Here is a 21,879-nt window from a genome sequence, read left to right as displayed (position 1 = left end):
GTGAGCCTCCGGGTGGCGGGGGGAGGAGCTACGGCTGAACAATTTCATGATTCATGTTGTTACTAAGAAGCCGAGCGGCGCCGCAAGCCCTGCTCAGAGGACGGAACAACCCCTGCTCAAGGGCTACGCAGGTGCTTCACCGGTCCGCCGTGAGGCTGCCTGTCAGTCCGTCAGCGGTCACCGGGAGTCACCAGCCCCGACTCGTACGCGAAGATCACCGCCTGGGCCCGGTCGCGCAGGTCCAGCTTGGCCAGCACCCGCCCGATGTGCGTCTTCACCGTCTGCTCCGCCAGCACCAGCTCGGCCGCGATCTCCTGGTTGGACAGGCCGCGCGCGATCAGCTCCAGCACCTCGGTCTCGCGCGGCGTGAGCCCGTTCAGCCGCAGCGACTCGCGGTCCTTGCGGGGCGCGGGCCGCTGCCGCGCGAAGTCGGCGATCAGCCGGCGGGTCACCGAGGGGGCGAGCAGCGCCTCGCCGGCCGCCACGATCCGTACCGCGGAGATCAGGTCGGCCGGCGGCGCGTCCTTCAGCAGGAAGCCGGACGCGCCGGCGCGCAGCGCCTCGTACACGTAGTCGTCGACGTCGAAGGTGGTGAGCATCAGCACCTTCGGGCGGTGCACCACGCCCGGGGGAGGGGAGAGCAGCTGCCGGGCCGCCTCCAGACCGTCCATCTCCGGCATCCGGACGTCCATCAGGACCACGTCGGGATGGGTGGCGCGGCTGAGCTCGACGCCTTGTACGCCGTCCGCCGCGTCGCCGACGACGTCGATGTCGCTCTGCGCGGCGAGCAGCGCGGCGAAGCCCGCCCGCACCATGGCCTGGTCGTCGACGATGAGCACGCGGGTGGTCATGCGGGCGTCGGGTCCTTTTCCGTCGGGGGCTCCGCGAGCGGGAGCCGCGCGGCGACACGGTAACCCCCGTCCGGCAGCGGGCCGGTGTCCAGGGTGCCGCCCAGCAGCCGTACGCGCTCGCGCATGCCGACCAGGCCGTGGCCGGTTCCGGTGGTCTCCAGCGGCGCGGCGGAGCGCGGCGGCGGACCGTTGACGACCAGGACGGTCAGGCCCGTACGGTCCGGCGTCACCGAGACCCGGGTACGCGCGCCGGGCGCGTGCCGCACGACGTTCGCCAGCGCCTCCTGCACGATCCGGTACGCCGACAGGTCCACGGCGGGCGGGAGCTCGCCGAGCGCCCGGGACAGTGCCGACTTCACCGGCACCCCGGCCCGTACGGTTCCTTCCACGAGCCGCGACAGCTGGTCAAGGCCCGGCTGCGGCGTCTTCTCCGGGCCGCCGTGCCGCTCGCTCTCCTCGCTGCGCAGCACGCCCAGCAGCCGGCGCATCTCGGCCAGTGACTCGCGCGCGGTCGAGGCGATCGTCCCGAACTCCTCGGCGGCTTCGGGCGGCAGGCCCTGGAGGCGGTACGGCGCACTGTCCGCCTGCACGGTGATCACCGACATGTGGTGGGCCACGACGTCGTGCAGCTCGCGGGCGATGCGGGTGCGCTCCTCCAGCAGCGTGCGCCGGGCCCGCTCCGCCTCGCTGATCGTCGCCTGTTCCGCCAACTCCCGCCGGGCGTCCCCGCGTTCCCGCAGCGCGCCCGCCACCAGCAGCACCACGCCGGACAGTACGAACATCAGCACCCAGGTGCCGTCGCCGTCGCCCGATCTGAAGAGCTCGAAGAGGATGCCGGCGGCGCCGGTCACCAGCCAGACGGCGACGAGCGTGCGCCGCCGTTCCCGGAGTCCGAGCGCCACCATCAGGGCGAGGAGCCCGACGACCGTCGGGGCCGGCCAGGGGTACGGCGGTCCGGGCAGCGGCGCCGACATCGTCAGCGCCAGCGCGGTGGCCAGATCGGCCGCGAAGATCACCCACCAGGTCTGCAGCGGGCGGGTGACGGCGAGCAGCAGCGGCACGGTCTGGGCCACGCCGAGGGCACCGGCGAGCCCGCCGTTCATGCCGTAGTCGTTGCTCAGTACGACGATGGCGGTGGGCAGCAGCGAGACGGTGAACGCGAGGGCGACGACGTACGGCAGCCACCGCAGCCACGGGCGTGCGGCGTTGCCGAGGAGGGGATCGCCGGGGCGCGTCGGGGTGGTGAGGGCCGTGGCGAAGGCGCGCAGTGCGTGCCGGGCCGCAGGGAGGCCGGCGCGCGGGGGCTCGGGGGAAGGAGATGACGTGGACATCGCCGGTTCAGCGTAGGCCGCGCGGGTCCGGCCGGGCGTCATACCGGAGTCGTGAGCACGCGGTCATACCTGGGTATCAGGCGCGGGTGGTACCGGCCCGCGCACGGCACCGCCCGGCGGCTACAGCTCCGCCAGGAGTTCGGCCTTCTTCGCGCTGAACTCGTCGTCCGTCAGCAGCCCCGCGTCGTGCAGCTCGCCCAGCTGCCGTATGCGGTCGGCGATGTCGGCGGGGCCGCGGTGCGGCTCCAGGGTGCGGCGGCGCGGCGCGGGGGCGGGGGCCGGGCCCGCGTTCCGTACGGCCTGGAGGACGGCGGCGGCGAACGGCAGCGACTCGTGGACCGGACCGTAGCCGAGCCCGAAGATCACCGAGGCGGGGTCCTGGTCGGCGCCCTTCCCGTCCTCCTCCTCGGTGCCGTGCGCCAGCAGCCGCAGATAGCCGCTGTGCCACGCGCCGGGCGCCGTGGGGGCCGAGGAGCCGTTCTCCGGGGAGCGCCAGACCACGCCGGCCAGCCCGTCGACCGGGAAACTCTGGTCGCCGGACTTCCACTTCGCGGTCGAGGCGCCGGTCCAGAACCAGCGGAACGCCACCGCGTCACCGTCGAAGGTCGCCTTGCCGTCGTACGCCTTGAAGGTCAGCGGCGGCTCGGGCGCCGCCACGAGATGCCGGCCGGCGGGGCCGGCCGCGTCGCCGCCGAGGAGATCGTGCAGCTGGTCGCGGTAGTACGCGGCCTGCTCGGCGCGGTCGGCGGGGAGCACCAGGCGGTACGGGTCGGCGTCGTCCTTGAGCTGGCCGTCGGCCGCCTCCATCAGTGGATCGGCGCCCGGCCGTGGCCGGGCGTGCAGGACCACCGTCCCGCGCTTGCCTCGCGAGAGCGTAACCGTCCTCAGCGCTTCGTAGGGGATACGGCGCTCGCCGAGCGCCTGGAACAGCTTGGGCTTGCGGATCCCCCGTTCGAAGCGGATGAGTACGGAGTCCGTGTCGAACTCCCAGACGGCATGAAAACCGGCCAGCACATCACCCATGCGGTTCATCGTAAGCGGCGGGCCGCCCGCCCGTCCCCCTTCCGTACAGCACGTGCTACGCGCGTCACGCCGTTCCCGGTCCGCGGGGCGCGCGCTCGGGCCGGGAGCCCCGTACGGTGCCCGGCCTGCTCCTCACGCCAGGTCGGCCGCGCAGTCGCCGTCGTCGGAGGCGCAGCTGACGCCCGCCACCGCGCCGACCCCGACGAGGGCGAAATTGGCCAGACTCTGCGTCCCGCGGGCGAAGTACCCCGCGTGCCCGCTCGCGCCCGCCGCGGACAGCACCCGGGAGCCGAACGCCGGGTCCACCGGGTCGGCGCCGTGCCCCAGCCCGCCCAGCTCCAGGTACGGCACGTCCTGGATCCAGTCGTCGGCGTCCCGCATCGCCCAGACCCGCGCCGTGGTGTGCAGCGCCGCGGCGTTCTGGGCGCGCATGCCGGGGCTGCCCGCCACCACGATGTCGCCGACCCGGGAGGGCAGCTCACGGGCGGCCACCCCGCACACCACGGAGCCGTAGCTGTGGCAGAACAGGGAGACGTCGGCGCCGGCCGGCAGCGCGCCGACCATCGACTCCAGGCGCTGGGCGCCCGCCTGCGCCAGCTGCCCGGCCGCCGCGTCCACACCGATCCCGGCGGGCGCGGTGTAGTCGGCCCAGGCGATCACGGCCGTACGGGCGTCGGGGCGCACCGCGCGCTCCGCGTCGTACAGCGAGGAGGCCATGCCGACCGGTGCGCTGTCCGCCCGCTTGGTGCGCTCGAAGTTCACCAGGTTGGTGTCGACGCCGGGCACCACGACCGACACCCGGCGGGCGTGCGTCAGGTCGCCGAAGACCTCGGCGGCGCGGCCGCCGGCGGCCGGGTCGAAGGACAGGATCTGCCGGTCCGGCCGCATCAGGGACTCCAGCCGGTGCATCAGCCGGCCGGCTTCCTGGCGGCCTTCGGGGGTGAGCCGCCCGTCGTGCGAGCGCCGCTCGGCGACCTCCCTGGCCTTGTCCATCGCCGTGCGGTTGGCGTGGTAACGCAGGGTGGCGGGGGCGCCGGCCATGTTGCCGACGGCGAGCGGGTAGCGGTCGGCCAGCCGGAGCCGGTCGGTCTTGCCGAGCTTGGCGAAGAACGCCGCTATGCGGTGCGGGCCCGCCGCCGGGTCGGGCAGCCGGTGGCCGTGGAAGGTGCCGGCCGCCCAGGCGGCGCGGGAGCTGCCCAGCGGGTCGGTGTCGTCCTTCGTGCCTCTGATCCCCGTCCAGCCGGTCACGGCAAGCATCACGAACACCACCAGCAGGGCGAGTGCCGCGCGCCAGGCGGAGGACTGCAGGAAACCGGGGGGAGCGCCGAGCTCGGAGAAGGAAGTCACCGCGGGACAGCCTAGGAGACGGCGCGCGACGCTCGTGGATTGGGTGAGGCAACTCACGTTTCGCTGTGGGTCATTAGGGTCACAACGGACACTTGGTACCCGTTTGTCCCGCTCCGACGTACGGCGGCGTGCTCGTCCGAGCGAATCAGTGGGCTGTTTTGCGCCACTCGCCGGCGATCGCCGGAACGATCTGGTCCAGATGACCCTCGGTGACGGCGCGGATGGACTCCACGCTGCACTCCCCGGCCTCGCCCCACAGCCGCCCCGACAGCCGCATCACGCCGCTGAAGGCCGCGACCACGACCCGCGGACGCGGATCGGCGGCCGGGTCCAGGCCCTCGCGCCGGGCGATCACCCCCGCGATCAGCTCCTCCAGCTCGCAGCTGCGCCGCAGGTGCGCGGCGACCAGTCCGGGCGTGGACTCGATCATCTGGTACGTCCGCATGTGCAGTTCGACCGGGATGATCGACTCGATCACCTGGCCGAGGTCGTCCCAGGCGAGCAGTACCGCGTTGCGCAGCGCCTCCAGCGGGGTCTCGGCGGCCGGGCGGGCCTGCAGGGCCTCCAGGAAGCGCGCCTCGACGGTCTCCTGGACGGCGAAGACCACGTCTTCCTTGGTGGTGAAGTACCGGAAGAAGGTCCGCTGGGAGACGTCGACCGCCTCGGCGATCTCGTCGATCGTGGTCCGGTCGTACCCCTGCTCGGTGCACAGTTCCAGCGCGGCGCGGATCAGGGCGTCGCGCGTACGCCGCTTCTTCCGCTCGCGCAGTCCGCAGCGCAGCCCTTCACGCGGCGTCACCTCGGCTTTCATGCGCCGCCCTCCTCGTCGTAACACTGCTGCTCACGATACCTGTGTGCTAACTGACAGTTACCGACTCATGAAACGCTCTGTCAATTGTCAGTCACTGACATGAGTGATCCTGGTCCTCGGCGGCGCGATCGTCGCCCTCGCCGCCCCCGACGTCCGGTGGATCACCAACGTTGTACCTCCTCGCGCCGGCCTTATCCGACCTGCGGTGCGCAGCGGGCCGTACGTGGTGCCCCGCGCGGCACCGTCGTGGTTGCTCGCGCCCACGCGACGGGGCCGCAGATCGACTCGCGCCGCGCCCCGCCCTACGGGGCGCGGCAATCTCCGGGGCCCGTCTTCCCTCGTCCGGGTGGGCGGGGCCCGGTTGTGTTTTCCACGTACCGGCGGGGCCGCCAGCGTGTCACCGGACCGATCGTCACACGATCACGACACGGGGGGACCCACATGCGTACGACACTGCTCGCTGCCACGTTCGGCGCCGCCGCGCTGCTCAGCGCGCCCTTCGCCGCGGACGCGGCCTCCGGGGGCTGCGCCGCCGGGCAGCTCTGCCTCTGGCCGAAGGCCGGGTACGAAGGCCCGCGCGCGACCCACGAGCTCTCCGACACCGACATCGAGAGCTGCGTGCCGCTGCCGGACGGCCGCCCCGCGCGGTCCTTCGCGAACCGCACGGGACGCCCGGTGACCACGTACCAGAGCGCCGAGTGCGCCGAGACCGGCGAGTACGACACGTACCCGGGTGGTGGTACCTACGTGCCGGACTCGCCGTACGAGGTGCGGGCGATCAAGATCTGGGAGCGCTGAAGGCGCGCCCGCCGGAACGGCGAAGGGCCCGGGCAGCAAGTGCTGCCCGGGCCCTCACCCACGGGAAACGGTCACCGCGGAGCGGTCACGCGTCGCCGCCCGCCTCGCCGGCCTCCGCCGCCGTGACGTCCAGCAGCTGGTAGCGGTCGATGGCCTGCTTCAGCGCCGAGCGGTCGACCTTGCCCTCCTTGGCCAGCTCGGTGAGCACGCCGAGGACGATGGACTGCGCGTCGATGTGGAAGAAGCGGCGCGCCGCACCACGGGTGTCGGCGAAGCCGAAGCCGTCCGCGCCGAGGGACTGGTACGTCCCCGGGACCCAGCGGGCGATCTGGTCGGGAACCGAACGCATCCAGTCGGAGACGGCCACGAACGGACCCTCGGAGCCGGAGAGCTTCCGCGTCACGTACGGGACGCGCTGCTCCTCCTCCGGGTGCAGGAGGTTGTGCTCCTCCACGTCGACGGCCTCGCGGCGCAGCTCGTTCCAGGAGGTGGCCGACCAGACGTCCGCCTTGACGTTCCACTCCTCGGCGAGGATCTGCTGCGCCTCGACCGCCCACGGCACGGCCACGCCGGACGCCATGATCTGCGCCGGGATGGAGCCCGCCGTGGCCGGCTTGACCTTGTGGATGCCCTTGAGGATGCCCTCGACGTCCACGTCCTCCGGCTCGGCCGGGTGCTGGATCGGCTCGTTGTAGACGGTGAGGTAGTAGAAGACGTCCTCGCCCGGCTGCCCGTCCGCGGTCTCGCCGTACATACGGCGCAGGCCGTCCTTGACGATGTGCGCGATCTCGTAACCGTACGCCGGGTCGTAGGCGACGCACGCCGGGTTGGTCGAGGCCAGCAGCTGGGAGTGGCCGTCGGCGTGCTGCAGACCCTCACCGGTCAGGGTCGTACGGCCCGCGGTCGCACCCAGAACGAAACCGCGCGCCAGCTGGTCGGCCATCTGCCAGAACTGGTCGCCGGTCCGCTGGAAACCGAACATCGAGTAGAAGACGTACACCGGGATCAGCGGCTCGCCGTGCGTGGCGTAGGCCGAGCCCGCCGCGATCAGCGAGGCGGTGCAGCCCGCCTCCGTGATGCCGTCGTGCAGCATCTGGCCGGTCGGCGACTCCTTGTACGCCAGCAGCAGCTCGCGGTCGACCGACTCGTAGATCTGGCCCAGCGGGTTGTAGATCTTCGAGGTCGGGAAGAACGCGTCCATGCCGAAGGTGCGGTACTCGTCCGGGGCGATCGGCACGAAGCGCTTGCCGATCTCCTTGTCCCGCATCAGGTCCTTCAGGACGCGGACGAACGCCATGGTCGTGGCGATCTTCTGCTGGCCCGAGCCCTTCTTGGCGGTCGCGTACGCCTTGTCGCCCGGCAGCTCCAGCGGCTTGGCGCGCACGACACGGGTCGGGACGTACCCGCCGTTCGCCTTGCGCCGGTCGTGCATGTACTGGATCTCTTCGGAGTCCCGGCCCGGGTGGTAGTACGGCGGGTTGCCGTCCTCCAGGTCCTTGTCCGGGATCGGCAGGTGCAGCCGGTCGCGGAACATCTTCAGGTCGTCGACCGTCAGCTTCTTCATCTGGTGGGTCGCGTTGCGGCCCTCGAAGTTCGGGCCGAGCGTCCAGCCCTTGACGGTCTGCGCGAGGATCACGGTCGGCTGGCCCTTGTGCGCCTTGGCCGCCGCGTACGCCGCGTAGATCTTCTTGTGGTCGTGACCGCCGCGGCCCAGGTGCAGGATCTGGTCGTCGGTCATGTTCTCGACCATCTTGCGCAGCCGGTGGTCGTCACCGAAGAAGTGCTCGCGGATGTACGCACCGGTCTCGGTGGCGTACGTCTGGAACTGGCCGTCGGGCGTGGTGTTCAGCTTGTTGACCAGCACGCCGTCGCGGTCCTGCGCGAGCAGCGGGTCCCAGGAGCGGTCCCAGACCAGCTTGATCACGTTCCAGCCGGCGCCGCGGAACTGCGACTCCAGCTCCTGCATGATCTTGCCGTTGCCGCGGACCGGGCCGTCCAGGCGCTGCAGGTTGCAGTTGACGACGAAGGTCAGGTTGTCCAGGCCCTCGCGCGCGGCGATGGACAGCTGGCCGAGCGACTCCGGCTCGTCCATCTCGCCGTCGCCGAGGAACGCCCACACGTGGCTGTCGGAGGTGTCGGCGATGCCGCGCGCCTCCATGTAGCGGTTCATCCGGGCCTGGTAGATCGCGCCGAGCGGGCCGAGGCCCATCGAGACGGTCGGGAACTCCCAGAAGTCCGGCATCAGCCGCGGGTGCGGGTAGCTGGAGAGGCCGTTCGGGGCCTTGGACTTCTCCTGGCGGAACGCGTCCAGCTGGTCGGCGGAGAGGCGGTCCAGGAGGTAGGCGCGGGCGTAGACGCCGGGGGAGGCGTGGCCCTGGAAGAAGATCTGGTCGCCGCCCCGGCCGTCGTCCTTGCCCCGGAAGAAGTGGTTGAAGCCCACGTCGTACAGGGAGGCCGAGGAGGCGAAGGTGGCGATGTGGCCGCCGACGCCGATACCGGGGCGCTGGGCGCGCGAGACCATGACGGCCGCGTTCCACCGGGTCGCGTTCAGGATCTTGCGCTCGATCTCCTCGTTGCCGGGGAAGAACGGCTCGTCCTTGGTGGCGATGGTGTTGACGTAGTCCGTGCTGCGCATCTCGGGCACGGCCACGCGCTTCTCGCGGGCTCGCTCGATGAGGCGGAGCATGAGGTAGCGGGCACGTTCCCGGCCTCGCTCATCGACGGCTGCGTCGAGCGAGTCGAGCCATTCCTGGGTCTCTTCAGGATCGAAGTCCGGGACCTGGCTGGGAAGGCCGCCAATGATGATCGGGTTGCGATCGGATCCGGAAGCCACGCTGTTCCTTCGCTGTTCTGGTCGTGTCGTGCTCTGCCCATTCGTGATGCGTACGTAAGGCACACGGATGTCGAGCCCGAGGTCAGATTTCTGTCTCTGCTGGTGTCGCGCCGTCTTCCATCGTGTACCGAGGCACGCGGATACGTCATCTCTACCTGCTGGTAACCGTCCCCTGGGAGACGCCGCCGGAGGCGCGCTCCGGGGGAGAGCAAATCGCAACCATACGCCCATGTCGCGCGCCCGTGGCGGTCGGCCGTACGGATATCGAACACCGGTCTCCGGGCCGCTCCGCTCCCCAGGCCGGCCCGGTCGCGCGCGAGTACCCTAAGGAAGTGGTGCAACGCTGTGGCGTGAATCACTGTCCCGCGGGGTAGAAGGGGTCGCAGTTGCGGCGAGACGGCCGTATCCGTCACCGTTTTGGCGGTCTGGACGGCCGGGTACTTGCGCGATTCGCCCCGCCCGTGTGGACTACGCCCAATGCCCCGCGCACGCGCGAGGTGTAAGGCCTATCCACAAGACATGACAGGAGGCAATCCGTGAGCGCGACCGCGGACCACGCGGAGGAGCGGACCAACCCGGCCATCAAGCTGGGGTTCGAGCCCGGACAGGTGGTCCAGGAGATCGGCTACGACGATGACGTCGAGCAGGAGCTCCGTGAAGCCATCGAGGCCGTGATCGGCCAGGAGCTCGTCGACGAGGACTATGACGACGTGGCCGATGTCGTCGTCCTGTGGTTCCGGGACGATGACGGCGACCTGACGGACGCGCTGGTGGATGCCATCGGTCTGATCGACGAGGGCGGCGAGATCTGGCTGATGACGCCCAAGACCGGCCGCGACGGCTACATCGAGCCGAGTGACGTCAACGAGGCCGCGCAGACCGCGGGTCTGTCCCAGACCAGGAGCATCAACGCGGGCAAGGACTGGACCGGCAGCCGGCTGGTCACGCCGAAGACCGCCAAGTCCGGCAAGCGCTGAGCCGCCGAGCCGGCTCGACCCCGAGCCCCCTTCCGGAGCTTCCCCGGCCCCCGCGCCGAGGGAAGCCGCCAGGGAGGGGGCTCGACGCGTATCGGCCCAGGGGTCGGCACGTAGGGTTGGCGGGTATCTGTTCAGCATCTGCGAAGGGAAACAGAACCCATGGCGATCGAGGTCGGCGCGAAGGCTCCGGAGTTCGAGCTGAAGAACCAGCACGGGGAGACCGTCAAGCTCTCCGACTTCCGCGGCGAGAAGAACGTCGTGCTGCTCTTCTACCCCTTCGCCTTCACCGGCGTCTGCACCGGCGAGCTGTGCGCGCTCCGCGACGAGCTGCCGAAGTTCGTCAACGACGACGTGCAGCTGCTCGCCGTTTCGAATGACTCGCCGTTCTCGCTGCGGGTGTTCGCCGAGCAGGAGGGCCTGGAGTACCCGCTGCTCTCGGACTTCTGGCCGCACGGCGAGACCTCCCGCGCCTACGGCGTCTTCGACGAGGAGAAGGGCTGCGCGGTGCGCGGCACCTTCATCATCGACAAGGAGGGCGTGGTGCGCTGGACGGTCGTCAACGGCCTGCCCGACGCGCGTGACCTGAACGAGTACGCCAAGGCGCTCGACACCCTCTGAGACAACAACCGGCAACCCTCCGGGGCAACAGCAGGTAATCGGTGGGAACCGGTCACTAGGATCAAATCGTTGTTCTGATGCCATGCACGACGGGGGCGCTTTACGTACCCCTCGAATCTATGGGAGGACTCGTGGGAGTCAGCCTCAGCAAGGGCGGCAACGTCTCGCTGACGAAGGAAGCCCCCAATCTGACCGCGGTGATCGTCGGTCTGGGCTGGGACGCGCGTACCACCACCGGTACCGACTTCGACCTGGACGCCAGCGCCCTGCTGACCAACGACCAGGGCAAGGTCGCGAACGACCAGAACTTCGTGTTCTTCAACAACCTGAAGAGCCCGGACGGGTCGGTCGAGCACACCGGGGACAACCTCACCGGTGAGGGCGAGGGTGACGACGAGCAGATCAAGGTGAACCTGGCCGGCGTGCCGGCCGACGTCGCCAAGATCGTGTTCCCGGTGTCGATCTACGACGCCGAGACCCGCCAGCAGAGCTTCGGCCAGGTCCGCAACGCCTTCATCCGCGTGGTGAACCAGGCCGACGGCGTCGAGCTGGCGCGCTACGACCTGAGTGAGGACGCCTCCACGGAGACCGCCATGGTCTTCGGCGAGCTGTACCGCAACGGCGCGGAGTGGAAGTTCCGGGCCATCGGCCAGGGCTACGCCTCGGGCCTGCGCGGCATCGCGCAGGACTTCGGCGTGAACGTCTGACCGAGGACGTACCCGCCCGGCGCCGTACGCCCCCCAGGGGAGTGCGGCGCCGGGCGCGCTTGGGACCAGAGCAGAACCGACACGGGGAGGAAGCGAAGAACATGGGCGTCACACTCGCCAAGGGAGGCAACGTCTCCCTCTCGAAGGCCGCACCCAACCTCACCCAGGTCATGGTCGGCCTCGGCTGGGACGCGCGCTCCACGACCGGCGCGCCGTTCGACCTGGACGCGAGCGCCCTGCTGTGCAGCAGCGGCCGGGTGCTCGGGGACGAGTACTTCGTCTTCTACAACAACCTCAAGAGCCCCGAGGGCTCCGTCGAGCACACCGGCGACAACCTCACCGGTGAGGGTGACGGCGACGACGAATCGATCCTCGTGGATCTCAGCAAGGTCCCGGACCGGGTCGAGAAGATCGTCTTCCCCGTCTCGATCCATGACGCGGACGCGCGCGGCCAGAGCTTCGGGCAGGTCAGCAACGCTTTCATCCGCGTGGTGAACCAGGCCGACGGCAGCGAGCTGGCGCGCTACGACCTCAGCGAGGACGCCTCCACGGAGACGGCAATGATCTTCGGTGAGGTTTACCGGTACGGCGGTGAGTGGAAGTTCAGGGCCGTCGGACAGGGGTACGCGTCGGGCCTGCGGGGCATCGCTCTAGACTTCGGGGTCAACGTTTCGTAAAGCGCCGTCCACCCGTGCGCGGGGGACCCCACACAACGAGGGATTGGGTAGGAAGTGGTCCTGAAAACCTTTGGCTGGTCATTCGCCGTAACGGCGGCGGGCCTGGCCTTGGCCGGCGTCCTCTGGGGGTGGCAGGGGCTCGCGATCGTCGGGATCCTCTCGATCCTGGAGATCTCGCTCTCGTTCGACAACGCGGTCATCAATGCCGGAATCCTGCGGAAGATGAATGCCTTCTGGCAGAAGATCTTCCTGACCATCGGCATCCTGATCGCCGTCTTCGGCATGCGCCTGGTCTTCCCGGTCGTCATCGTGGCCATCACGGCCAAGCTGGGCCCGATCGAGGCCGTCGACCTCGCCATCAACGACAAGGCCCAGTACGAGCACCTCGTCACCGCCGCCCACCCGGCCATCGCGGCCTTCGGCGGCATGTTCCTGCTCATGATCTTCCTCGACTTCATCTTCGAGGAGCGGGACCACAAGTGGCTGGCCTGGCTGGAGAAGCCGCTGGCCAAGCTGGGCAAGCTCGAAACCCTTTCGATCATCATCGCGCTGGTCGTCCTGCTCGTCACGGCCATGACCGTGGCCACCGACGTGGCGCACGGCGGCGGTGACAAGAGCGCCACCGTCCTGCTCTCCGGGGTCGCGGGCCTGCTGACGTACCTTCTCGTCGGCGGCATCTCCGGCTACTTCGAGGACAAGCTGGAGGACGCCGACGAGGACGCGGACGCCGAGGCGAGCGCGCCGGCGAAGAAGAACGGCAACGGCTCGGCCGTCGGCCTGGCAGGCAAGGCCGCGTTCTTCATGTTCCTCTACCTGGAGGTCATCGACGCGTCCTTCTCCTTCGACGGCGTCATCGGCGCCTTCGCCATCACCAACGACATCTTCGAGATGGCGCTGGGTCTGGGCATCGGCGCCATGTACATCCGGTCGCTGACCGTCTTCCTCGTCCGCAAGGGCACCCTGGACGACTACGTCTACCTGGAGCACGGCGCGCACTACGCGATCGGCGCCCTGGCGGTGATCCTCCTCATCACCATCAAGTACGAGATCAACGAGGTCATCACGGGCGGGATCGGCGTCCTCCTGATCGCGCTGTCCTTCTGGTCCTCGGTACGGAAGAACCGGCTGGAGGCCAAGTCGGGCGCGGGATCACCACCGAAGTCCGAGGTCAGCTCGGGAGTGTGACGGGCGCCCGCGTGTGACCGGCGCCTGATTGAGGAACGCTTCTCTGCGGGGCGGCCACGAGAGCCGGGACCGGGGGCACCGCCCCCGGCCCCACCGGCTCCTCGGGCCGCCCCGCGGCAGTTGGATGCGATGGACCCGCAAGCGAGGGGTGGGGCGAAGTGTCGTTCTTGGGGAACTGGCGACGCGGCGGAACGCCGCAGTTCGACAACGGCGGAGCGTCGTACGTCGTCAAACTGACCAAACGCGATCCCGTGGTCTCGCTGACCAAACAGGGCGCGGCCAACGGCAACCTCCGGGTCAACCTTTCCTGGCAGATGCGCACCACGGACTTCGCGGAGTTCAGCGGCCGGCGGAAGAGCATCTGGCGCCACCCGGGCCAGATCTTCAAGCCCGAGGTGGTGCAGGCGCAGGGCCCGGCGGTGGTCAAGATCGACCTCGACCTGGCGTGCATGTACGAGCTCAAGGACGGCACGAAGGGCGTCGTGCAGCCGCTGGGGAACTTCCTCGGCGACCTCAACAGCCCGCCGTACATCCAGCTCAGCGGCGACGACCGGTTCGGCTCGGGGTCCGGCGAGACGCTCTACATCAACCTCGACCACCAGGACGAGTTCAAGCGCTTGCTGATCTTCGTCTACATCTACGACGGCACCCCCGCCTTCGACCGCACCCACGCCGTCCTCACGCTCTACCCGAGCAGCGGGCCGCGCGTGGAGATCGGCCTGGACGAGCGGGCGCCGCAGGCCCGTTCCTGCGCCGTCTTCATGCTGGAGAACGTCAAGGGCGAGCTGACCGTGCGCCGTGAGGTGCGGTACGTCTACGGCTTCCAGGCCGAGCTGGACCGGCTGTACGGCTGGGGCCTGCAGTGGGGCCGCGGCTACAAGACCAAGGTGTGAGGACCGGGCGCCCGCGGTGCGCGGCGCCCGCCCTCGAAGCCGTTCCCGCCCCGCAGCCGCCGCCCGGGGCGGCTCAGCGCCGCTGGAACTGCGGGCCCTGCGGCGGCAGCACCAGCGGCCCGTTCTCCGGCACCGGCCCGGCCGGCTGCCCGGGCGCGGGCGGCGGGTAGCCGTAGCCGGTGGCCGCGGTCTGCGGCTGCGGATAGCCGTAGGCGGGCTGCGCCTGGCCCGGCTCCTGCCGCGGGCCCGGATAGCCGTACGCGGGGCCCGGGGGCTGCTCGGGCGGCGGCCCGGGATGGCCGTACGCGGGCGGGCCCGGCGGCATCGCGGGCGGCGGGGGCACGTTCTCCGGGTAGCCGTAGCCGCCCGCCGGGGCGCCGGTGGGCGGCTGCGGCGCCGGGAAGGCAGCGGCGGCGGCCCCGGTGGACTCGGCGGCGGCCGGTTCGGGGAAGGGCACCGGCTCGGGCACGGCCTGGGTGACGTCCTCGGAGCCGGCCGCCGGCACGGCGGCCGGCGGCTCGGACACGGCACGGGTCACGTCCTCCGACCCCGGCACGGCCCCGGGCGCGGCCGTCGCCCCGTCGGCCGTCCGCGCGGCACCGGTCCCGTCCCCGGTGTCCCCGGTGCCCTCGCCCTCGCTCTCGTCCACCGAGATGCCGAACTCCGTCGCCAGCCCGACCAGTCCGCTGTCGTAGCCCTGGCCCAGCGCCCGGAACTTCCAGGCGTCGGCGCGCCGGTACAGCTCGCCGCAGATCAGCGCCGTCTCGTCGCCGGTCTCCGGCTCCACCTCGAACACCGCCAGTGGCCCGCCGTCTCCTTGCGCCGCGTCGTACAGCTCCACCCGCAGGTCCGTCACGTTGCCGAACGGGCCGCCGTCCGAGGAAGCGGCCACCACCACCCGGTCCACCGACGGGTCCAGCGCGGCGAGGTCCGCCTCGACGGTGTCGGTCAGCGCGTCGGGCAGCCGCTTCTTGGGCAGGTGACGCACCGAGCCGCTGGGGTGCCGGGGCTGGTTGTAGAACACGAAGTCCGCGTCCGACCGCACCCGCCCTTCGGCGCCCAGCAGCAGCGCCGAGGCGTCCACGTCAGGCACTCCCGTGCCCGGCGTCCAGCGCAGGACGGCCCGTACGGCAGTGGCGTCGAGGGGCACGTTCGACCCCTTCTGCATGGCGTGCGTCATGACGTCATCCTGCCTGCTGAACGGGGTGCCGGACAACGCGGGGGCGCCCCGGCGCGCGGGAACGGCGGCGGCGCGCACCCGCCGGCCGGGCTCATGACACGTGATTTTCACCCGCGCGGGAACTTTCCGCAGGGGTCCACACGTACGATTACCGGCCGGATCCGGACACCGGAAACCGAGGAAAGAACCACAGGGGTGGCCGAATCCCGCCCGCACCCGGGGAGTTGTATGCGTCATTTCGGACACCTGCCGCCCGACGTACGCGCGACGCTGTTCCACCAGGAGCCTGCGGAGTTCACCGCCGACTCCCCGCAGCGGCTGCTCGCCGTCGCGCTCGGTGCCACCCTCTACTCGCCCGCGACCAGGCCCCGGCTGGCCGCCGACGTGGTCAAGCAGGCGGCGCGCGGCGTGGTGTCGATGGTGCTGTGCCTGGAGGACTCCATCGGCGACGGCGACGTGGCGGCCGGTGAGGACAACCTCGTACGGCAGTTCGACGAGCTGGCCGAAACCGTGCTCCGTGCGCCGGAGACCCCGCTGCCCCTGCTCTTCGTCCGGGTCCGCACCCCCGACCAGATCCCCGACCTGGCCCGGCGGCTGGGTCCGGCCGTCCGGCTGCTCTCCGGTTTCGTGCTGCCGAAGTTCACCGCGCTGCGCGGCGTCCCCTTCCTGGAGGCCCTCGCCGCCGCCGAAGCGTCCTGCGGGCGGCGGCTGTTCGCGATGCCGGTCCTGGAGTCCCCCGAGCTGCTCCACCTGGAGAGCCGCACGGAGACGCTGCAGGGCATCGCCCGCACCGTGGACGCCTACCGGGACCGCGTCCTCGCGCTGCGCCTCGGCGTCACCGACTTCTGCTCCGCTTACGGCCTGCGCCGCGCGCCGGACATGACCGCCTACGACGTACGGATCGTCGCCTCCGTGATCGCCGACGTCGTCAACGTCCTGGGCCGCGCCGACGGCACGGGCTTCACCGTCACCGGGCCGGTCTGGGAGTACTTCCGGCTGCACGAGCGGATGTTCAAGCCGCAGCTGCGGCAGAGCCCCTTCCTCGGGCGCGCCGAGGAGCTGCGCACCTCCCTCATCGAGCACGCCATGGACGGCCTGCTCCGCGAGATCGAGCTGGACCGGGCCAACGGCCTCCAGGGGAAGACCTGCATCCACCCCTCGCACGTCGCCCCGGTGCACGCCCTCTCCGTCGTCAGCCACGAGGAGTTCACCGACGCGGCCGACATCCTGCGCCCCGAAGCCCACGGCGGCGGCGTCCTGCGCTCCTCGTACACGAACAAGATGAACGAGGTGAAGCCGCACCGCGCCTGGGCGGAGCGCACGCTGCTGCGCGCCGAGGCCTTCGGGGTCGCGCGCGAAGGCGTCAGCTTCGTGGAACTGCTGGCGGCAAGCGTGCCGCATGCCTGAGAACACGCCTGAGAACACGCCTGAGAAGAGGGACAACACAGTGGTGTGGACCGGCACATGGGTCGCGGAGCGGCTCGGGGTCGAACTGAACGGCGAGGACGGGCTGTCCGGCCTGCTGGGGCTCGCGCTGCGGCGCAACCCCAAGCGGGCCCATCTGCTCGTGTCGCAGGTGCTCGGCAAGCATGTGCCGCAGCGGCCCGACGTGGTGTACGAAGCGGGGCACGGTCTCGGCCGCCGGGTCCGCGCGCTGCTGGGCGACGAGGCCGCCGCGCGGGCCGTGGTCCTCGGGTACGCCGAGACCGCCACCGGCCTCGGGCACAGCGTCGCCGACGGCCTGGCGCTCGCGACGTACCTGCACTCCACCCGGCGCCCCGTGCCCGGCGTCGAGCAGGCCGGCGGCTTCGAGGAGGAGCACAGCCACGCCACCTCGCACCTGCTGCTCCCCGAGGACCCCGCCCTGCTCGCCGGCGACGGCCCGCTGGTCCTGGTGGACGACGAGTTCTCCACCGGGCGCACGGTCCTCAACACCATCGCGGCCCTGCACGCCCGTTACCCCCGCGCGCGGTACGTGATCGTGGCCCTGACCGACATGCGCTCCGCGGCGGACCGCGCCCGGCTGGAGAAGTTCGCCGCCGAGCTGGGGGCGCGCGTCGACCTGGTCGCGCTGGCCGCCGGCACGGCCGCGCTCCCGGCGGACGTACTGGAGCGCGGCCAGGCGCTGGTGGCGGAGTACGGCATGGAGCCCGCCGCCACTGTGCCCGCCGCCCGGGACGCGGCCGGCGCCGAGATCACCCGGACCGCCCTGGAGTGGCCCGCCGGTCTCCCGGACGGCGGCCGGCACGGCTTCACCCCGGACCACCGCGCCCGGCTGGACGCCGCGCTGCCGGCCATGGCGGCCCGGATCGCGGCCGCGCTGGGGGAGACCGGACGCAAGGAGGAAGCCCGCGTCCTCGTCCTCGGCAACGAAGAGCTGATGTACGCGCCGCTGCGGCTGGCCTGCGCGCTGGACGAGGCGCTGCCCGCGGAGATCCGGTTCTCCACCACGACGCGCTCCCCGGTGCTCGCCGTGGACGACCCCGGCTACGCGATCCGCACGAAGCTCGCCTTCCCGGCGCACGACCGCCCGGCGGACGGCCCGGGCGAGCGGTACGCGTACAACGTCGCGCCCGGCGCGGACCCCGGCCGCCGCTTCGACGCGGTCGTCGCGCTGGTCGACTCGGCCGGCGACACCCCCGAACTGCACGCGCCGGGCGGCCTGCTGGCCTCCCTCGCCGCGCACACGGACCAGGTCCTGCTCGGCGTCGTCCCCGCGTACAGACCGGGCGCCGGACCGCTGCGCGGCCCCGCCTTCTCCTCCTACGCCCCCGACGACGTCGGCTGGCTGCTCCAGGACTTCTCCGACGTCACCCTCGAAGCGCCCACCGAGGAGCGCGAGGAGGCCATCCAGCGCGGCGGCGCGCACTACGCCGAGTCGCTGCCCGTGGAGTACCAGCCCAGCGAGGAGTACCAGGCCCTCTTCCGCGCGGCGCTGGACACCTCGGCGGCCCGCATCGCCCGCGCCGTCGGCGCGGTCACCGAGACGGTCCTCGCCGAGCGGTCGCCGCGCCCGGTCCTGGTCTCCCTCGCCCGCGCCGGCACCCCCGTCGGCGTCCTGATGCGCCGCTGGGCACAGCACGCACACGGCCTGGACCTGCCGCACTACGCCATATCGATCGTCCGCGGCCGCGGCATCGACACCACCGCGCTGCGCTGGCTCGCCGCCCACCACGACCCGGCCGACGTGGTCTTCGTCGACGGCTGGACCGGCAAGGGCGCGATCACCCGCGAACTGGCGCAGGCGCTGCGCGACTTCCCCGGCGCGCGCTTCGACCCGCGGATGGCGGTCCTCGCCGACCCCGGCGGCTGCGTGGACACCTACGGCACCCGCGACGACTTCCTCATCCCCTCCGCCTGCCTGAACTCCACGGTCTCCGGCCTGATATCCCGTACCGTCCTCCGCGCCGACCTGGTGGGCCCGGACGACTTCCACGGCGCGAAGTTCTACCGCGAGCTGGCGGAAACGGACGTCTCCCAGCACTTCCTCGACACCGTCGCGGCCCGCTTCGACGAGGTCGCGGCGGACGCCCGCGCGGACGCCGCGGCGCTGCTCGCCGCGGACCGCGCGCCCACCTGGGAGGGCTGGGCAGCGGTGGAGCGGATCAGCGAGGAGTACGGCATCCACGACGTGAACCTCGTCAAGCCGGGGGTCGGCGAGACCACCCGCGTCCTGCTGCGCCGCGTCCCCTGGAAGATCCTCGCGCGCAAGGGCGCGGGCGCCGACCTGGAACACATCCGGCTGCTGGCCGCGCAGCGCGGCGTGCCCGTGGAGGAGACCGACGGCCTGCCGTACAGCTGCGTCGGACTGATCCACCCGCGCTACACCCGCGGCGCGACCGGCGCCGACGGCAAGGCGGTGGCGGCGAAGTGACCGGCTCCCCGACGCCCGTGCTGGTCGCCAGCGACCTGGACCGCACCCTCATCTACTCCGCCGCGGCCCTCGGCCTGACCATGCCCGACGCGCAGGCACCCCGCCTGCTCTGCGTCGAGGTGTACGGCCACAAGCCGCTGTCGTACCTGACCGAGACCGCGGCCGCGCTGCTCGCCACCCTGGCGGCCGCCCGGGACGCCTGCTTCGTACCGGCCACCACCCGCACCCGCGAGCAGTACGGCCGCATCCACCTCCCGGGCCCCGTGCCCCGGTTCGCGGTCTGCGCGAACGGCGGGCACCTCCTCGTCGACGGCGAGTCCGACCGGGACTGGCAGCGGACGGTCGCGGCCCGGCTGGCCGCCGAGTGCGCCCCGCTGGACGAGGTACGGGCACATCTGCTGCGTACCGCGGACCCGTCCTGGCTGCTGAAGGAACGCACCGCCGAAGACCTCTTCGCGTACCTCGTCGTCGACCGGGAGCGGCTGCCGGAGACCTGGGTGAAGGACCTCGCGGGCTGGGCCGAAGGGCGCGGCTGGACCGTCTCCCTCCAGGGCCGCAAGGTCTACGCGGTGCCGAAGCCGCTCACGAAGAGCGAGGCGGTCCGCGAGGCGGCGCGCCGCGCGGGTGCCGGCCGCGTCCTGGCGGCCGGCGACTCCCTCCTCGACGCCGACCTGCTGCTGGCGGCGGACCGCGGCTGGCGCCCCGGCCACGGCGAACTGGCGGAAGCGGGCTGGTCCGCGCCGCACGTCACCGCGCTGGAGGAGCGGGGCGCTGCGGCGGGGGAGGAGATCGTCAGGGCGTTCCTGGGAGAGGTGGCCGGCCCCGCGGCCTGAGGAGCCGGCCGGGGCGGCTCAACCGCAGCAGCCGCCCCCGCAGCAGCCGCCGCCACCGCCACCGCTCGGGGCCGGCGCCGCGGCCGTGCCGCCCACCGCCACGGCCGACAGCAGCTTCACCGTGTCCGCGTGCCCCTCGGGGCAGGGCGCGGGCGCGGCGGACTCGGCCATCGGCCGGCTGACCTCGAAGGTCGTCTCACAGGAGCGGCAGCGGTACTCGTATCGGGGCATGGGAGAAGAATACGGCGGCCCGCCGCGGGACAGGGAAGGCCTCAGCGCACCACCGTGCCCGGTGCCGCGCCCAGCATGCCCAGTTCGGCGCGGGTCGGGGCGCCCTCCCAGTCGCCGGGCGAGGCGACCGCGAACGCGCCCGTGGTGACCGCGCGTGCCAGCCGCCCGGCCACCGGCTCGCCGTCCAGCAGCGCTGAGAGGTACCCCGCCACGAAGGCGTCGCCGGCGCCGACCGCGTCCACCGCCCGTACGGCCTTCGCGGGCGCGTGCCGCGGCCCGTCCGCCGTGTACGTGGTGGCGCCCGCCGCGCCGAGCTTGACCACGACCTCGCCGACCCCGGTTCGCAGCAGCTCCGCGGCCTGAGCGGCAGGAGAGGACACGCTCTCCGGCAGGCACAGCGGCAGCTCGTCCTCCGAGGCGATCAGTACGTCCACGGACGGTATCCAGGCGGTCAGCACCTCGGCCGCCGCCTCCGCGTCCCACAGCCGGGACCGGAAGTTCACGTCGAGGCAGACCGTGCTGCCGTGCGCGCGGGCCAGCCGCAGGGCCCGTTCGGCGGCTTCACGCGCCTCGGGGCCCAGCGCGGGCGTGATGCCCGTGAGGTGCACGATGCGCGGCGGCGCGGCCGTGAACGCCCGCTCGGCGTCCTCGGCGCGCAGCCGCGAACCGGCCGACCCCGCCCGGTAGTAGTGCACCCGCGTCACCTCGGGCAGCCGGGGCTCGAACATCAGCAGCCCGGTCGGCGCCCCGCCGGTGTCCGTCGCCGCGTACGACACGTCCACGCCCTCGGCCCGCAGCGTGCGCAGCACCAGCTGCCCGGCCTCGTCGTCACCCACGGCGCCCGCCCAGCGCACCCGGTGCCCCAGCCGGGCCAGCCCGATGGCCACGTTGCTCTCGGCGCCCGCGACGGACACCCGCATCGTGCCGCCCAGCTTCAGCGGTCCGCTGCCGCGCAGGGCCACCATGGTCTCGCCGAGGGTGAGCACCTCCGGCCCGGCCGTGTGCGTACCGCTCACGCCAGCCCCTCCGCGCCCTCGGCGCAGACCTCCAGGAAGTCGGCGGCGCGGCGGCGCAGCCCGGCCAGGTCGCCGCCGTCCGCCGCGTCCCCGATCAGCGGCGAGCCGACGCCCACCGCCACCGCGCCCGCGGCCAGGTAGGCACGGGCAGCGGCCGCGTCCACGCCGCCCACCGGCACGAACGGCAGCTCCGGGAACGGCGCCCGCAGCGCCTTCAGGTACGCGGGACCGCCGAGGGAGGCGGGGAACAGCTTCAGGGCCGTCGCCCCGGCGGCCCGCGCGGCGATCACCTCGGTCGGCGTCAGCACCCCGGCCACCACCGGCAGCTCACGGCGTACGCACTCGTCGACGCCCGCGCCCAGCCCCGGCGTGACCGCCAGGTTCGCCCCGGCCTCGGCGGCCCGCGCGACGTCCTCGGCGGTGGTGACCGTACCCGCGCCCAGCCACGCGTCAGGCCCCAGCTCCTGCCGCGCCCGCCGGATGACACCGAGCGCGTCCGCGCCGCTGAGCGAGACCTCGACGAGCCGTACGCCCTCCTCGGCCAGGGCCATGACCGTACGGAAGGCGGCCTCCGGGTCCTGGCCGCGGATGATGGCGACGAGTCGCCCGGCCCGGAGCGCTGCGCTGAAGTCCATGATTCTCCCGGTGGGTGCGGCGGTGCGGAGGTCCTGCTGCCGCCATTCTGAATCACCGG

Annotated in this window: 20 protein-coding genes; 10 read left to right on the top strand and 10 right to left on the bottom strand. The window is 72.0% G+C overall.

Annotated features, from left to right (window positions below):
- Positions 1–170: 170 nt before the first annotated feature.
- From AAC944_RS12365 to AAC944_RS12345, 5 genes are all read right to left on the bottom strand, one after another.
- Positions 171–851: a response regulator gene (locus AAC944_RS12365; protein WP_030618204.1), complete on the bottom strand. Its 681-nt coding sequence runs from the start codon at positions 849–851 to the stop codon at positions 171–173.
- Positions 848–2,182 carry a sensor histidine kinase gene (locus tag AAC944_RS12360; protein ID WP_037772692.1) on the bottom strand — a complete coding sequence of 445 codons (1,335 nt, stop codon included), beginning with the start codon at positions 2,180–2,182 and terminating at the stop codon, positions 848–850. Before AAC944_RS12360 ends, AAC944_RS12365 begins: the two co-directional genes overlap by 4 nt.
- Before the next feature lie 120 nt (positions 2,183–2,302).
- Entirely contained in the window at positions 2,303–3,205 is a 903-nt protein-coding gene (locus tag AAC944_RS12355) for a DUF4429 domain-containing protein (protein WP_030618197.1), read from the bottom strand.
- A 132-nt stretch (positions 3,206–3,337) separates the two neighbouring features.
- On the bottom strand, positions 3,338–4,552 hold the full coding sequence (locus AAC944_RS12350; protein WP_030618194.1) for an alpha/beta hydrolase: 1,215 nt from the start codon (positions 4,550–4,552) through the stop codon (positions 3,338–3,340).
- 145 nt (positions 4,553–4,697) lie between these two features.
- Positions 4,698–5,363 carry a TetR/AcrR family transcriptional regulator gene (locus AAC944_RS12345; RefSeq protein ID WP_051871969.1) on the bottom strand — a complete coding sequence of 222 codons (666 nt, stop codon included), beginning with the start codon at positions 5,361–5,363 and terminating at the stop codon, positions 4,698–4,700.
- A 441-nt stretch (positions 5,364–5,804) separates the two neighbouring features.
- On the opposite strand from AAC944_RS12345, the gene AAC944_RS12340 reads away from it, so the two are divergent.
- Positions 5,805–6,161, top strand: coding sequence for a peptidase inhibitor family I36 protein (locus tag AAC944_RS12340; RefSeq protein WP_030618188.1), 357 nt, complete (start codon positions 5,805–5,807; stop codon positions 6,159–6,161).
- Between the two features lie 85 nt (positions 6,162–6,246).
- Here the strand turns inward: AAC944_RS12340 and aceE are convergent, their stop codons facing one another.
- Positions 6,247–8,994, bottom strand: a complete 2,748-nt coding sequence (gene aceE, locus AAC944_RS12335; RefSeq protein ID WP_030618185.1) for a pyruvate dehydrogenase (acetyl-transferring), homodimeric type — start codon at positions 8,992–8,994, stop codon at positions 6,247–6,249.
- A gap of 536 nt (positions 8,995–9,530) precedes the next feature.
- Between aceE and AAC944_RS12330 the strand changes: the two genes are divergently transcribed.
- The 6 genes from AAC944_RS12330 to AAC944_RS12305 all read left to right on the top strand — a co-directional run bounded on the left by AAC944_RS12330 (position 9,531) and on the right by AAC944_RS12305 (position 14,051).
- The gene (locus AAC944_RS12330; RefSeq protein WP_030618182.1) at positions 9,531–9,971 is read left to right on the top strand and encodes a DUF3052 domain-containing protein; all 441 of its coding nucleotides are present in this window, start codon (positions 9,531–9,533) and stop codon (positions 9,969–9,971) included.
- Positions 9,972–10,130: 159 nt separating this feature from the next.
- On the top strand, positions 10,131–10,589 hold the full coding sequence (locus AAC944_RS12325) for a peroxiredoxin (RefSeq protein ID WP_030618179.1): 459 nt from the start codon (positions 10,131–10,133) through the stop codon (positions 10,587–10,589).
- Positions 10,590–10,720: 131 nt separating this feature from the next.
- Positions 10,721–11,296 (top strand): TerD family protein, encoded by a 576-nt coding sequence (locus AAC944_RS12320; protein WP_030618176.1) that lies wholly within the window; start codon positions 10,721–10,723, stop codon positions 11,294–11,296.
- 101 nt (positions 11,297–11,397) lie between these two features.
- Entirely contained in the window at positions 11,398–11,973 is a 576-nt protein-coding gene (locus AAC944_RS12315; RefSeq protein WP_030618173.1) for a TerD family protein, read from the top strand.
- A gap of 54 nt (positions 11,974–12,027) precedes the next feature.
- Positions 12,028–13,158: a DUF475 domain-containing protein gene (locus tag AAC944_RS12310; RefSeq protein ID WP_030618170.1), complete on the top strand. Its 1,131-nt coding sequence runs from the start codon at positions 12,028–12,030 to the stop codon at positions 13,156–13,158.
- A gap of 158 nt (positions 13,159–13,316) precedes the next feature.
- Positions 13,317–14,051, top strand: coding sequence for a TerD family protein (locus AAC944_RS12305; RefSeq protein WP_030618168.1), 735 nt, complete (start codon positions 13,317–13,319; stop codon positions 14,049–14,051).
- Between the two features lie 73 nt (positions 14,052–14,124).
- Here AAC944_RS12305 and AAC944_RS12300 read toward each other — a convergent pair whose 3' ends face one another.
- Complete coding sequence (locus AAC944_RS12300) at positions 14,125–15,231, bottom strand: TerD family protein (protein WP_030618166.1); 1,107 nt, start codon at positions 15,229–15,231, stop codon at positions 14,125–14,127.
- Between the two features lie 228 nt (positions 15,232–15,459).
- On the opposite strand from AAC944_RS12300, the gene AAC944_RS12295 reads away from it, so the two are divergent.
- From AAC944_RS12295 to AAC944_RS12285, 3 genes are all read left to right on the top strand, one after another.
- Positions 15,460–16,638 carry an HpcH/HpaI aldolase/citrate lyase family protein gene (locus AAC944_RS12295; RefSeq protein ID WP_030618163.1) on the top strand — a complete coding sequence of 393 codons (1,179 nt, stop codon included), beginning with the start codon at positions 15,460–15,462 and terminating at the stop codon, positions 16,636–16,638.
- Positions 16,631–19,105 carry a phosphoribosyltransferase gene (locus AAC944_RS12290; RefSeq protein ID WP_030618161.1) on the top strand — a complete coding sequence of 825 codons (2,475 nt, stop codon included), beginning with the start codon at positions 16,631–16,633 and terminating at the stop codon, positions 19,103–19,105. The genes AAC944_RS12295 and AAC944_RS12290 overlap by 8 nt, the downstream gene beginning before the upstream one ends.
- Before the next feature lie 80 nt (positions 19,106–19,185).
- A complete protein-coding gene (locus AAC944_RS12285; protein ID WP_368397269.1) occupies positions 19,186–19,938 on the top strand; it encodes an HAD family hydrolase in 753 nt (250 codons plus the stop codon).
- A gap of 18 nt (positions 19,939–19,956) precedes the next feature.
- On the opposite strand, the gene AAC944_RS12280 is transcribed toward AAC944_RS12285, so the two are convergent.
- From AAC944_RS12280 to AAC944_RS12270, 3 genes are read right to left on the bottom strand one after another with little or no spacing between them, the layout of a single operon-like run.
- Positions 19,957–20,169, bottom strand: coding sequence for an FmdB family zinc ribbon protein (locus AAC944_RS12280; RefSeq protein WP_030618155.1), 213 nt, complete (start codon positions 20,167–20,169; stop codon positions 19,957–19,959).
- 41 nt (positions 20,170–20,210) lie between these two features.
- Positions 20,211–21,185, bottom strand: coding sequence for a sugar kinase (locus tag AAC944_RS12275; protein WP_368397159.1), 975 nt, complete (start codon positions 21,183–21,185; stop codon positions 20,211–20,213).
- Positions 21,182–21,820: a bifunctional 4-hydroxy-2-oxoglutarate aldolase/2-dehydro-3-deoxy-phosphogluconate aldolase gene (locus AAC944_RS12270; RefSeq protein ID WP_030618150.1), complete on the bottom strand. Its 639-nt coding sequence runs from the start codon at positions 21,818–21,820 to the stop codon at positions 21,182–21,184. The genes AAC944_RS12275 and AAC944_RS12270 overlap by 4 nt, the downstream gene beginning before the upstream one ends.
- Positions 21,821–21,879 lie beyond the last annotated feature (59 nt).

Source organism: Streptomyces sclerotialus (assembly GCF_040907265.1).
Classification (GTDB): domain Bacteria; phylum Actinomycetota; class Actinomycetes; order Streptomycetales; family Streptomycetaceae; genus Streptomyces; species Streptomyces sclerotialus.
Note: the sequence above shows the minus strand (reverse complement) of the source record. Positions and strands in the feature narration are given on the sequence as shown.

Excerpts from the sequence above, each read along its gene's own strand:
- AAC944_RS12365 (WP_030618204.1), bottom strand. The coding sequence starts at position 851 with ATGACCACCCGCGTGCTCATCGTCGACGACCAGGCCATGGTGCGGGCG.
- AAC944_RS12360 (WP_037772692.1), bottom strand. The coding sequence starts at position 2,182 with ATGTCCACGTCATCTCCTTCCCCCGAGCCCCCGCGCGCCGGCCTCCCT.
- AAC944_RS12355 (WP_030618197.1), bottom strand. The coding sequence starts at position 3,205 with ATGGGTGATGTGCTGGCCGGTTTTCATGCCGTCTGGGAGTTCGACACG.
- AAC944_RS12345 (WP_051871969.1), bottom strand. The coding sequence starts at position 5,363 with ATGAAAGCCGAGGTGACGCCGCGTGAAGGGCTGCGCTGCGGACTGCGC.
- AAC944_RS12340 (WP_030618188.1), top strand. The coding sequence starts at position 5,805 with ATGCGTACGACACTGCTCGCTGCCACGTTCGGCGCCGCCGCGCTGCTC.
- AAC944_RS12325 (WP_030618179.1), top strand. The coding sequence starts at position 10,131 with ATGGCGATCGAGGTCGGCGCGAAGGCTCCGGAGTTCGAGCTGAAGAAC.
- AAC944_RS12315 (WP_030618173.1), top strand. The coding sequence starts at position 11,398 with ATGGGCGTCACACTCGCCAAGGGAGGCAACGTCTCCCTCTCGAAGGCC.
- AAC944_RS12300 (WP_030618166.1), bottom strand. The coding sequence starts at position 15,231 with ATGACGCACGCCATGCAGAAGGGGTCGAACGTGCCCCTCGACGCCACT.
- AAC944_RS12295 (WP_030618163.1), top strand. The coding sequence starts at position 15,460 with ATGCGTCATTTCGGACACCTGCCGCCCGACGTACGCGCGACGCTGTTC.
- AAC944_RS12290 (WP_030618161.1), top strand. The coding sequence starts at position 16,631 with ATGCCTGAGAACACGCCTGAGAACACGCCTGAGAAGAGGGACAACACA.
- AAC944_RS12285 (WP_368397269.1), top strand. The coding sequence starts at position 19,186 with ATGCCCGACGCGCAGGCACCCCGCCTGCTCTGCGTCGAGGTGTACGGC.
- AAC944_RS12280 (WP_030618155.1), bottom strand. The coding sequence starts at position 20,169 with ATGCCCCGATACGAGTACCGCTGCCGCTCCTGTGAGACGACCTTCGAG.
- AAC944_RS12270 (WP_030618150.1), bottom strand. The coding sequence starts at position 21,820 with ATGGACTTCAGCGCAGCGCTCCGGGCCGGGCGACTCGTCGCCATCATC.